Source organism: Patulibacter minatonensis DSM 18081, assembly GCF_000519325.1.
Classification (GTDB): domain Bacteria; phylum Actinomycetota; class Thermoleophilia; order Solirubrobacterales; family Solirubrobacteraceae; genus Patulibacter; species Patulibacter minatonensis.
On record NZ_KI912613.1, the window covers coordinates 1255149 to 1267378 of the forward strand.

The window sequence follows — 12230 nt, forward strand, 5'->3', positions numbered from 1 at the left end:
GTGGCGGCCGTGGACCGCGGGGCCGCCACCCGGCCCGGCGGGCACGGCCTGCACCTGGGCCGGCTCCGGGTCCGGGACGTCCGCACCTACGTGGAGGCGGACGTCGAGCTCGGACCCGGGCTGACCGTCGTCGCCGGACCGAACGGGGCCGGCAAGACGAACCTCCTCGAGGCCGCCTACCTGGCGTGCACCGGCCGGTCGTTCCGGCAGGCGTCGGACGCCGACCTCGTCCGCCGCGGTGCGGAGGCCGGGAACGCGTCCGCGACCGTCGTCACCCGGTCGGGTCCGAGCGTGTTCTCCGTCGGCGTCGACCCGCAGGCCCCGCGCGGGCGGCGGCTCCGCGTCGACGGCACCCCGGTCGAGACGCTCCTCGACCACCCCTCGCGTCCGCGGATGAGCGTCTTCCTCCCCGACCGGATGGTGCTCGTCAAGGGCGGGCCCGCGCTGCGCCGTGCGCACCTGGACCAGCTGCTGGCGGTCCTGCGGCCATCGTCCTCCCCCGTCCGCCGCGCGTTCCACGAGGCGCTCCGCCAGCGCAACGCGCTGCTCGGCTCGCTGAAGGCCCGCGGGGTGGGCGTCGAGCGGGCCGGGCAGGAGCTGCAGCCGTGGGACGCGACCCTGGCGGCGGCCGCGGCGGGTCTGACGACGGCCCGGCGCGAGACCGCCGAGGCGATCCGCCCGGCGGTCAACGTGCGTGCCGCGCAGCTCGGGCTCGCCGGTGAGCTCGAGATCTCCTACCGGCCGCGGGCGTCCGAGGACCCGGAGGAGGTCGTCGCCGCGCTGGCCGAGCGCCATGCGGGCGACCTCGAGCGCGGCTTCACCCACCACGGTCCCCACCGCGACGATCTCGCGGTCCGCCGCGACGGGCGGCTGATCACGCGGTTCGGGTCCCAGGGCGAGCAGCGGCTGTCGCTCCTGGCGCTGCTGCTCGGCGAGGCCGACGTGATGGAGGAGGCCACCGGCTCGCGCCCGGTCCTCCTGCTCGACGACGTGATGAGCGAGCTCGACGCCGACCGGCGGGCCCGGCTGGTCGGCCTGATCCGGGAGCGCGGGCAGGCGTTGGTGACCGTGACGGAGGCCGGGCACGTCCCGGGCGCCGGCGACGAAGGCGTCGGGCTGGTCGACGTCGTCCCGGGGTCCGCGGTGGTGGCCCGTGTCGCCGCCGGGGCTCCCGCGGACGCGCCCCCGGCGGACGAGGACGCCGCGTGAGCCGCGGACGCAGGAGGTCCAGCCCCCACTCCGCCGCCGCCGGCCTGGAGTCGCTGCTCGACGACCTCGCACCGGAGGACACCGGGGACGTCGGGCTGGCCCGCGTGCAGCGGGCGTGGCCGTCGGCCGTCGGTCCCGCGATCGCCGGCGCGGGGCGACCGGTGGCGTTCGCCGACGGGGTCCTGCACGTGGCCTGCGAGGACGCCACCTGGGCCCACGAGCTCGAGCTCCTCCAGCGCACGATCCTCGACCGGCTCGCCGCCGCCGGGGTCGCCGACGTGACCGCCGTCCGGCCCCGCGCGGGAGGGTCGTCCGGTCCCGGGCGGGGCCCCGCCGCCGCTCGCCGCCGCAGCCGTCCCTGACGGCCCCGGTCCTGGGGGGGACCGTCCGATATCCGGCTCGTGGCGTCAGGCGGAGCGTGAGAGGGTCCTCAGCGGCAGATTCGCCCTCACGCGCGCCCGTGAAAACCAGGGGCCCTGTGGTACCCTTCAGGCTGATTCGCGTGCTTCGCCTCGGTCCGCCCTCGTAGGCGCCTGGACCGGGGCGTTTCGCTGCATGGAGGCTCATGACGACTGACGAGAACCCCACCCCCGACGAGCCGGCGAAGGAGATCGACGTCGACGCCGGGGCGGGCGAGGCCGGGACCGGGGCGGGCGACGCCGCCTCGATGCTGGAGGCCGCCAAGGAGGCCGCGAGGGCGAAGAACGCCGAGGCGACGAAGGCGGCGAAGGCCCGCACCGCGACCGACGCGACGTACGACGCCGCGGACATCACGGTCCTCGAGGGCCTCGAGGCCGTCCGGCACCGCCCCGGCATGTACATCGGGTCCACCGGCGTCCGCGGCCTGCACCACCTGGTGTGGGAGATCGTCGACAACTCCGTCGACGAGGCCCTCGCCGGCCACGCCTCGACGGTCACGATCGTCGTCCACCCCGACAACTCGGTCACGGTGTCCGACGACGGCCGCGGCATCCCGGTCGCGATGCACGAGACCGGCAAGTCGACGGTCGAGGTCGTGCTGACCGTCCTGCACGCCGGCGGCAAGTTCGGCGACGGCGGCGGCTACAAGGTCTCCGGCGGACTCCACGGCGTCGGCTCGTCCGTCGTCAACGCGCTGTCGGAGGAGTTCGACGTCACGATCCGCCGCGACGGGTTCGTCTGGACGCAGTCGTACGTGCGCGGTGTGCCGACGGCCGACCTGGCCCAGGGCGAGGCCCTCCCCGAGGGCGCGCAGACGGGCACGACCATCCGGTTCCTGCCGGACACCGAGATCTTCGACACGACCGAGTACGACTGGTCGACGCTCGAGAGCCGCCTGCGCGAGACCGCGTTCCTGACCCGCGGCCTGCGCATCGTCATCGAGGACGAGCGCGAGGGCGGCAAGCGGGTCGACTTCCACTACGAGGGCGGCATCGCCGACTTCGTCGAGTACCTGAACGAGTCGAAGGACCCGATCGGCAAGAAGGTCATCGCCTTCGACTCCGAGGACGAGAAGGAGGGCGCGGCGGTCGAGATCGCGATGCAGTGGAACTCGACCTACACCGAGTCCGTCCACTCGTTCGCGAACAACATCAACACGCACGAGGGCGGGTCGCACCTCTCGGGCTTCCGTTCCGCCCTGACGCGCACGATCAACGCGTGGGCCCGGGCGAACAACGAGCTCAAGGAGAAGGACGTCAACCTCTCCGGCGAGGACGTCCGCGAGGGCCTGACCGCCGTCATCTCGGCCAAGCTCACGAACCCGCAGTTCGAGGGGCAGACGAAGACGAAGCTCGGCAACCCCGGCATCGAGGGCTTCGTCCAGAAGGTCGTCAACGAGAAGCTGCAGGAGTTCTTCGAGGAGAACAAGGCCGAGGCCGTCGCGATCGTCCGCAAGGCCGTGCAGGCGTCGCAGGCCCGGTCCGCCGCCCGCAAGGCGCGCGACCTCACCCGCCGCAAGAGCGCGCTCGAGAACTCCCGCCTGCCGGGCAAGCTCGCCGACTGCTCCGTCAAGGACCCGTCGCTGGCCGAGCTGTTCATCGTCGAGGGCAACTCCGCCGGCGGCTCGGCGAAGCAGGGCCGCGACCGCCACACCCAGGCGATCCTCCCGCTGCGCGGCAAGATCCTGAACGTCGAGCGCGCGCGCATCGACAAGGTGCTGCAGAACACCGAGGTCCAGTCGCTGATCACCGCGATCGGGACGGGCATCCGCGAGGAGTTCGACATCTCCGCCGCGCGGTACCACAAGATCATCCTGATGACGGACGCCGACGTCGACGGCGCGCACATCCGCACGCTCGCGCTGACGCTGATCTTCCGCGAGATGCAGGAGCTGATCGAGGCCGGCTTCGTCTACATCGCGAAGCCGCCGCTCTACAAGGTCCGCCAGGGCGGCAACGACCGCTACATCGAGAAGGAGGCGGAGCTCGAGGAGTACCTGCTCTCCGACAAGCTCGAGAAGTTCGAGGTCGTCAACGCCGCCGGCGACAAGGTGCCGCTGAACGACGCGAAGTGGAAGAAGTTCGCCCGGCTGCGCAAGCAGCACGAGGGCTGGGCCAGCGCGCTGCGCGCCGAGCACGGCATGGACACGGTCCACTTCCTCGCGTCGACGGGGCTCGTCCACGACGGGATCACCGGCTCCGACAACGTCCTCGTCCGCCTGCAGTCGGCGGAGGTCTCGGGCATCGACGCCGCGATCGACGTGAAGCTGCTCTCCGAGGAGGGCACGCACCTGCGGATCCGCACGACGGAGAAGAAGACCGGCCTGGCCCGCACGACGGACCTCGACCGGACGCTCTTCGACTCCCCGGAGTACGTCGGCTTCGTCAAGGTCCACCAGCAGCTCGTCGGGCTCTTCGGCCAGCCGTCGTTCACGATCAAGCTCGGTGAGCGGACCGAGGACGCCGACACGTTCGAGGAGCTCGGCCGCGGAGTCCTCTCGGTGGCGCAGAAGGGCGTCGCGCTGTCCCGCTTCAAGGGACTGGGCGAGATGAACGCCGAGCAGCTGCGCGAGACCACGATGGACCCGGCGCACCGCACCCTCCAGCAGGTCACGGTCGACGACGCCGCCGGCGCGGACCGGCTGTTCTCCATGCTCATGGGCGAGCACGTCGAGCACCGCCGCAACTTCATCGAGGAGCACGGCCGCCAGGTCGCCAACCTCGATGTCTGAGCCTTCCAGCACCACTTCCGGACCAGGAGCCTGATCCATGGCGACCGACGTCATCAGCGGCGGCAACATCGAGCCCCGCGCCCTCGAAGATGAGATGCGCACCGCGTACCTCGACTACGCGATGTCCGTCATCGTCGGGCGCGCCCTGCCGGACGTCCGCGACGGCCTGAAGCCGGTCCACCGGCGCGTGCTGTTCGGGATGTCCGAGCTCGGCATCGGCCCGACACGGCCGTACGCCAAGTGCGCCCGCATCGTCGGCGAGGTGATGGGCAACTACCACCCGCACGGCGACGCGTCGATCTACGACACCCTGGTCCGCCTGGCCCAGGACTTCTCGATGCGCTACGAGCTCGTCGACGGTCAGGGCAACTTCGGCTCGATCGATGACGACGACGCCGCGGCCATGCGGTACACCGAGGCGCGTCTGACGCGCCTGTCCCTCGAGATGCTGCGCGATCTCGACATGGACACCGTCGACTTCACGCCGAACTACGACGGCCGGAAGATGGAGCCGACGGTCCTGCCGTCGCGCTACCCGAACCTGCTCGTCAACGGCTCCGCCGGCATCGCCGTCGGCATGGCGACGAAGATCCCGCCGCACAACCTGCGCGAGACGATCGACGCCACGATCGCGTTCATCGACGACCCGTCGATCTCGGTCGAGGGGCTCATGCAGCACCTCAAGGGCCCCGACTTCCCCACGGCCGGGATCATCCTCGGCCACCAGGGGATCAAGGACGCCTACGAGACCGGCCGCGGCAAGATCCGCGTCCAGGCCAAGGCGCACATCGAGCCGCTGGCCCAGGGCAAGGAGGCGATCATCGTCACCGAGCTGCCCTACGAGGTCAAGAAGGGCGGCGAGAACGGCCTGATCGTGAAGATCGCCGACCTCGTGCGCGACAAGAAGATCCCCGAGATCTCCGACATCCGCGACGAGACCGACCGCCGCGGCATGCGGCTGGTCATCGAGCTGAAGCGCGACGTCCTCCCGAAGGTCGTGCTGAACAAGCTCTACAAGCACACGAACATGCAGACGACGTTCGGCGTCAACATGGTCGCGCTGCTCGACGGCGTGCCGCGCACGCTGAACCTCCAGCAGGTGCTGACGGCCTACGTCGGCCACCAGCGCGAGGTCGTCGTCCGCCGGGCGAAGTACGAGCTGGCCCAGAAGGAGGCGCGTGCGCACGTCCTCGAGGGACTGCTCATCGCGCTCGACAACCTCGACGCCGTGATCGCCGTGATCCGCGGGTCGAAGGACCGCGAGACCGCCCGCGGCGAGCTGATCGCCCAGTTCGGCCTCACGCTGATCCAGGCGCAGGCCATCCTCGACCTGCGGCTCTCCCAGCTGACCGCGCTGGAGAGCGACGCCATCCGCGGCGAGCACGCCGACGTGATGGAGCGCATCAAGGAGCTCCGCGAGCTGCTCGGCGACGAGCAGAAGGTCCTGGACCTCATCAAGGAGGAGATGACCGAGATCCGCGACCGGTTCGGGGACGAGCGCAAGACGCTCATCACCCACGCCGACGGCGACATCGACATCGAGGACCTGATCGCCGACCAGCAGATGGTCATCACGATCACGCAGTCCGGGTACATCAAGTCCCTGCCGCTCGCGACCTACCGCCAGCAGCAGCGCGGCGGCCGCGGGGTCACCGGGATGGACATGAAGGACGGCGACTACATCGAGCACCTCTTCGTGTGCTCGAGCCACGACTACCTGCTGTTCTTCAGCAACCGCGGCAAGGTCTACCGCTCGAAGGTCTACGAGCTGCCGGAGGCCTCGCGCACCGCGAAGGGCCGCTACCTCGGCAACGTGCTGCCGCTGCGCGAGGGCGAGCGGATCCAGTCCGTGCTCTCGACCCGCGACTTCACGGAGACCCAGTTCGTGATCTTCGCGACCCGCCAGGGGACGGTGAAGAAGACCGAGCTCGGCCAGTACAACACGCCGATCAAGGCCGACGGCATCATCGCCATCAAGATCCGCGACGACGACGAGCTGATCTCGGTCCGCGGCGTCGACCAGGACGACGAGGTCGTGATGATCTCGAAGGCCGGCCTGACGGTCCGCTTCTCCGAGGACGACGCGCGCTCGATGGGCCGCGACACCTCGGGCGTCCGCGGCATGGACGTCGGGGGCTCGGAGGTCATCGCGATGGACGTCGCCCGCGACGACTTCGACCTCCTCGTGATCACGGAGAACGGCTTCGGCAAGCGGACGCTGATCCGCGAGTACCGCAAGACGTCCCGTGGCGCGAAGGGCGTGAAGACGATCCAGCTGACGGAGACGAAGGGCGGCCTCGCCGGCGCCCTCGTCGTCCGTGAGCACGAGGGCCTCGTCTTCATCAGCGAGGGCGGCATGGTCCAGCGGACCGCCGTGCGCGGCATCAACCGCTACGGCCGCAACTCGCAGGGCGTGAAGGTCATGAACATGAAGGACGACGACCGCGTCAGCGCCGTCGCCCGCATCCTCGAGGACGAGACGACCGACGTCGTCGAGGAGCTCGTCGACGCGGAGGGCAACCCGCTGGTCAGCGGCGGTCCGGTCGACCTGTCGGCCGCCGACGCCCCGGCGCCCGAGGCGAAGCCGGTCGACGCCGGCTCCGACGACGCGCCGGCGGACGCCGCGGACGCGACGCCCGGCACCGTGAACCGGGACGAGGACGAGGACGACGCGTAGGCCGCGGCGCCCTGCGCCGAGGTCGCCGCGGGACTCGAACCCGCGGACGGGTGACCGAGCGGAACGCCCGTCCGCTCGACCCCGTCGGAGGGCCCTGCTAGGTTCGGAACCACTGCACCAGAGAAAGGAGGTGGTCCGAATCTACGACAGTAATTCCGGGACTCAGGAGGTGGCCGTCGTCTGACGACGGTCATCCGGGAGGTCGGTGACGCAGACCGCGTCACCAGCCGATCGAGGGTCTGCCCTGGTCCCAGCGGATACGCACCCGTGTTACTGGCACGGTGGGGAGCGGAACCTCGGTTCGGGATCACCCCCGGCACTCTCAGCGCGGCGTCCTTCGGGGCGCCGCGCGTCGTTGTGGGGCACGTTCTTGACCCTGCGCCGACCGCGCCCGTAGGGTCGGCCGGTGCCGAAGCCCGTGCCCGTGACCGTGACGGCGACCGCGAAGGTCCCGCCGCAGCGGTGCTTCGACGCGATCATCCCGATCGACCTCACGGCGATGATGCAGGGCTACGGTCCGCTGCCGGCCGTCAGCGGCGTCCGCGACCAGGTCGGGCCCTGGGACACGCCCGGCTCCACGCGCGTCGTCGAGCTCGCCGACGGCAACGAGACGCCCGAGCGGATCGTCGCCGTCGCGCAGCCCGAGGCCTTCCACTACCGCGTCGGCCCGTTCACCGGCCCGCTCGGTCGGCTCGTCGCCCACGTCGACGGGTCGTTCCTCTTCGACGCGACCGCGGACGGCGGCACCGTCGTCAGCTGGACCTACGCGTTCCGCCCGCGCCGCGGCGGGAGCCTCCCGGTCCGGGGCCTCGCACCGCTGTGGCGCCGGTACGCGACGCAGTCGCTGCAGCGCGCGGTGGCGATCGCCGAGGCCTGAGGACCGGGCCGGCTACGCCGCGTGGCCGAGCCAGGCGTCCCAGCTCGGCGGTATTCGCGGGCACGCGACCTGGATGAAGACGGACGGGTGCGGCGGACGCGGCGTGTTCTTCGGGAACATGCGCGCCTGGTGCGGGAGGCGGTCGGCCTTGCGGCGGTTGCACGACGAGCAGCAGGCGACGATGTTCTCCCACTCCGAGGAGCCGCCCTTGGAGCGCGGGATGACGTGGTCGACGGTGAGATCGCGGTGGTCGCCGCAGTACTGGCACGTCCAGTCGTCGCGGGCGAAGACGGCGCGGCGGGTGAGCCGGCGGCGACTGCGGCGCGGGACCGGGGCGTAGGTGCGCAGGCGGATGATCGCCGGGCGGGCCATCGCGGTGTGCTCGGCGTGGAGCTCGCCCTCGCCGTTCTCGATGACCTCGGCCTTCTCCTTCAGGAGCAGCACGGCGGCGCGCTTGATGCCGCACACGTGTATCGGCTCGTACGTCGCGTTCAGGACGAGGACGTGCGAGCTGGGTGCCGGCGCGGCGGTGAGCGACGTCTCGGTCGTCGTCGCCGTCGGGGTGCCCTTCGCGGGGCCGGCCTTCTGCTGCCCGGACCGGCGTTGGCGCGCAGTGACGTGTCCACCACCCCTGGGCTGGACCGGAGGAGATCCGGCGCCGCGGGGCGGCAGGGTCACGACGGTGGCTGATGGCTCGCCCGCGTACACGCCTGCTCCCGAGGACCGAGGATACTCGTCGGCCTCCCGTTGTCCACCCGGTTCACGCGCTCGTCACCGGGTTCGTGTCCTCCGGCCCGCTCCGCGGATCCTCGACCGGGCGGGCGGCGGCGGGTCACCGCCCGGAACGGCGTGCTCGCCGCTCAGGCGTCGTCGACGTCGCCGCGCGGCTCGGGCCGCACGCCGTCGATGACCCCGTCGGAGGCGACGGCGCCGCTGCGCAGGGCGAACGCCAGGGCCTCCTCCTCCTCCGGCGCGAGCCGGTGCTCGGGCTTCCCGCGGTTGATCCGACGGATGTAGAGCCGGGCCTGGTCGCGGTGGTGGATCGACGTCATCACGAACCCGTCGCCGCGCACGTCGAGGAGCGCGAGGGAGCAGGACTGCTGACCCGACTGCTCGCCGTAGGCGTCGTACCGGATGAGGCCGTGGCGGGAGAAGACGTTGAGGAGGGCACCCTCGATGCCGCCCATCCGCTCCTGCAGGCGGGCGGCGGTCGAGCGCCACTCCGCGGTCTCGAGGGTGACGGTGCGGCTCAGGCGCGCGGCGTGCGCGACGAGGTCGTCCGCGCCGTGCTCGCCGAGCACGGCCGTCTGGGCCCGGCGCATCCGGTGGACGCGGACGGACAGGACGACCAGGAGCACGACCGCGACGACCGCCAGGGCGGCCGCCGCGACCGCGACGAGGTGGAAGGTCTCGTCGTTGCCGGACACGGGCTCAGTTGCCGATGGTCACGGTGTAGGTCGCCTCGTTGTTGTCGAGCTTCTCCTCACCGGGAACCCCGCCGATCTTGATCACGAGCTGCCCGGACTGGCCGGCCCGGACCGACGACGGGAGGGTCAGGTCGACCGTGGTCGACTCGCCCTGCGGGATCGATGCGATCGACTTCTTCGTCGAGACCGCCTTGCCGCCCGAGGGCGTGAAGACCGCGCCGACCTCGACGTTCGTCTCGTCCGCCTGGCCGCTGTTCGTGACCCCGACCGAGATCGACTTGCCGATCGCCGCCGGATCGGTGGAGCCGGCCTCCAGCGCCGTGCCGTTCGCGGTGACGTCGCCGAGCGACGTGCCGTGGGTGACGTTCGGGTCCGACGGGGTCTCGCCCGAGCGGTCCTTGACCTCGCCCGTCGAGCCGGAACCGCTCGTCGCCCCGCCCCCGCCGAGCGCGGCCTGGACCGTGACCGGGTCGAGCACGGTGACGTCGGAGATCGTTCGCGGCGCCTGGACGTCGGCGCCGCTGACGTCCTTCTCCTTCAGGGCCTCGTCGATCAGCGGCTTCACGCGCTGCAGGACGATCACGTCGCTGGCGAGGAACGCACCGAGCTGGCCGGCGATCTGCTTGGACGCGGCCTCCCCGTCGTCCGACTTCGCCGACGCGATCTGCGACGCGATGACCTTCACGGCCTCGGCGCGCAGGTTCATCGCGAGCTCGAGGTCGTGCTGCGCGGCCTTGCCCTGGTCGTCGCCCGGCTCGCTGAAGTCCTTCACGCGCGACGCCTGGTCGTCCGCGCTCGCGCGGACCTGGTTCAGCGCGGACTGCACCGCGTTGGCGTCGTCCCCGGAGCTGAGCGCCTGGAACATCTTGTCCGCGACGTCGGACTTCGACTCCTGCAGGACCGACGTGACGTCGCGCGAGTAGTCCTTGAGCGCTGACGTGCGGCCGGACTTGACGCAGCTGTTCACCGCGAAGACCAGCAGGATGAGCACGAAGATGATGACCCCGAGCGCCACCAGCTGACGCTGCCGGGCCGTCTGGGGATCGATGCCGCCCGGGGTCGAGCGCCCGCCGCCACCGCCGCCGAACCCGCCGAACCCACCGGCGCGCGACCCACTGCGCCGAGGGGCGTCGGCGACGTGGGTGGGCTCATCGAAGTCGTCGTCGTCGAAGAACGACACGGGGTGCTCCTGGGATGGTGAGAGAGGTTGCGTGCGGGCTCGTCCGGAAGGACGCTACCGACGGTCCTGCCTGCCGTTCACCCTCCGGACGGCGAGTCCTTCTTTTTGCAAACACCTGCAAACCGCCTTCGCTGCGCTCCGCGACACCACCGCCGGGGGGACCGTCGCCGGGCACGGGCGATCGTCGCACGTCCCGCGAAGGGATGGCGCACACGGAGTCGAAGACCACGCCGTGCGACCGGAGACCGCCGCCACCGACGCCCCGCGCGTCGTCCCCCCCGCGATGGAGGACGCGGCGCCGACCGCGGCGCGCCTCCCCGGGTCCGGGCGGCCTCCGAGACCCGTCGCCGGCTCGGATCGCGAGCCGGGCGACCTCGTCCTCGGGCGCTACGAGCTCGTGCGGATCCTCGGGCGCGGGGGCGCGGGGACCGTCTGGATGGCGGAGGACCGCAACCTCGGCCGGCCGGTCGCCGTCAAGTGCCTGCCGAGCGAGGGCGGTGCGCGCGCTCTGGCCGAGGGCCGGGCCGCCGCGCGGCTCAGCCACCCGACCGTCGTCGGCACCTACGGGCTCGGCTCCGCGGACGGCTGCACCTGGCTCGTCACCGAGTTCGTGGCCGGCGACACGCTCCGCCGCACGATCGCCGACGACACGCACACCGACGACGAGCTGCTGCAGATCGGCGTCTCCATGTGCGTCGCGCTCCGGCACGCGCACGCGCACGGGATCGTCCACCGCGACGTGACGCCGCGGAACGTCCTCGTGCCCGCCGACGCGTTCGGCCGCGGCGGCGCGGGCGCACCCGCGGGGACGGTCGCCCACCCGCACGTGCCGCCGGCGAAGCTCGCGGACTTCGGGATCGCCCGGCCGACGGACGTCCACGAGGAGACCCGCAAGGGCCGGATCGTGGGCACGCTGTCGTACATGGCCCCGGAGCGCCTGACGGGCGGTCCCGGAGACGAGGCCGGCGACCTGTGGGCGCTGGGCGTCGTCCTCCACGAGGCGTTCGTCGGCGAGCACCCCGCCGGGAAGCCCGAGCGCGCCGGCGCCCTCGTCCGCGCGCACGCCGACCTGCCGTCGCTTCGTCCGCGGCGCCCCGACCTGCCCGGAGTGGTCCTCGACGCGGTCGATCGCGCGGTCGAGGAGGAGCCCGGCGCCCGTGGGAGCGTCGAGGAGCTCGAGCGCGCGCTCCGCACCGGACTCGCGGAGCGCGGCGTGCCGATCGCGCCCGTCCTGCGCGAGCAGCACTCGCACGAGGCGGACGCGGTGGCCCGGCCGCGACGGTCGACCTGGTCCGGAGGACGCGCCGAGTGGGATCGCGTCCGGGCCGTGCTCGACACGGTGACGGGACCACGGACGCCGCTGCTGCGCGCGGCGCCGGTCGCGGCGGGCATCGCCGCGCTGGCCGGTGCGGCCGGGGCGCTCGCCCTGACGATCGCGCTCGTGGCGTCGGCGCTCACCGCCGCCCTGTGGGGGACGCCCCGCGGGACGGTGCCCGCCGGATCACGACGGCTCGCCGCCGGGCTCCTCGTCCTCGCCGGCGGAGCGGCCGCCGGCGGGCTCGTCGTCGGACCGCTGGTCGGCGTGGTGGCGGGCGGCGCGGCCGTGGTGCTCGGGCCGGTGCTCGCGGGAGCGTCCGTGGTGGCCGCCGGAGGGTGGGCCGGTCGCGTGCGTGCACCCCGTAGCATCCGGTGACCGAGTAGAGACCCCA

At 72.2% G+C, this 12230-nt stretch carries 9 protein-coding genes; 6 read left to right on the forward strand and 3 right to left on the reverse strand.

Annotated features, from left to right (window positions below; genetic code table 11):
• From recF to PATMI_RS27735, 5 genes are all read left to right on the forward strand, one after another.
• Nucleotides 1-1209, forward strand: coding sequence for a DNA replication/repair protein RecF (gene recF / locus PATMI_RS27720; protein WP_051471104.1), 1209 nt, complete (start codon nucleotides 1-3; stop codon nucleotides 1207-1209).
• A complete protein-coding gene (locus PATMI_RS33965) occupies nucleotides 1206-1571 on the forward strand; it encodes a DciA family protein (protein ID WP_026910196.1) in 366 nt (121 codons plus the stop codon). Before recF ends, PATMI_RS33965 begins: the two co-directional genes overlap by 4 nt.
• A 203-nt stretch (nucleotides 1572-1774) precedes the next feature.
• The gene (gyrB, locus tag PATMI_RS0105790) at nucleotides 1775-4360 is read left to right on the forward strand and encodes a DNA topoisomerase (ATP-hydrolyzing) subunit B (protein ID WP_169738332.1); all 2586 of its coding nucleotides are present in this window, start codon (nucleotides 1775-1777) and stop codon (nucleotides 4358-4360) included.
• Nucleotides 4361-4397: 37 nt separating this feature from the next.
• On the forward strand, nucleotides 4398-7037 hold the full coding sequence (gene gyrA, locus PATMI_RS27730; RefSeq protein ID WP_051471105.1) for a DNA gyrase subunit A: 2640 nt from the start codon (nucleotides 4398-4400) through the stop codon (nucleotides 7035-7037).
• Nucleotides 7038-7443: 406 nt separating this feature from the next.
• Nucleotides 7444-7914, forward strand: coding sequence for an SRPBCC family protein (locus tag PATMI_RS27735; RefSeq protein ID WP_051471106.1), 471 nt, complete (start codon nucleotides 7444-7446; stop codon nucleotides 7912-7914).
• A gap of 12 nt (nucleotides 7915-7926) precedes the next feature.
• Here PATMI_RS27735 and PATMI_RS0105805 read toward each other — a convergent pair whose 3' ends face one another.
• The 3 genes from PATMI_RS0105805 to PATMI_RS0105815 all read right to left on the reverse strand — a co-directional run bounded on the left by PATMI_RS0105805 (nucleotide 7927) and on the right by PATMI_RS0105815 (nucleotide 10521).
• Entirely contained in the window at nucleotides 7927-8592 is a 666-nt protein-coding gene (locus PATMI_RS0105805; protein ID WP_157260628.1) for an HNH endonuclease, read from the reverse strand.
• A gap of 182 nt (nucleotides 8593-8774) precedes the next feature.
• Nucleotides 8775-9341 carry a DUF4446 family protein gene (locus PATMI_RS0105810; RefSeq protein ID WP_026910199.1) on the reverse strand — a complete coding sequence of 189 codons (567 nt, stop codon included), beginning with the start codon at nucleotides 9339-9341 and terminating at the stop codon, nucleotides 8775-8777.
• 4 nt (nucleotides 9342-9345) lie between these two features.
• Nucleotides 9346-10521, reverse strand: coding sequence for a hypothetical protein (locus PATMI_RS0105815; RefSeq protein ID WP_026910200.1), 1176 nt, complete (start codon nucleotides 10519-10521; stop codon nucleotides 9346-9348).
• A 232-nt stretch (nucleotides 10522-10753) separates the two neighbouring features.
• On the opposite strand from PATMI_RS0105815, the gene PATMI_RS33970 reads away from it, so the two are divergent.
• Nucleotides 10754-12214 carry a serine/threonine-protein kinase gene (locus PATMI_RS33970; RefSeq protein WP_051471108.1) on the forward strand — a complete coding sequence of 487 codons (1461 nt, stop codon included), beginning with the start codon at nucleotides 10754-10756 and terminating at the stop codon, nucleotides 12212-12214.
• Nucleotides 12215-12230 lie beyond the last annotated feature (16 nt).

Bases quoted from the DNA above. Each gene is read 5' to 3' on its own strand.
- gyrB (WP_169738332.1), top strand. From the start codon at position 1,775: ATGACGACTGACGAGAACCCCACCCCCGACGAGCCGGCGAAGGAGATC.
- gyrA (WP_051471105.1), top strand. From the start codon at position 4,398: ATGGCGACCGACGTCATCAGCGGCGGCAACATCGAGCCCCGCGCCCTC.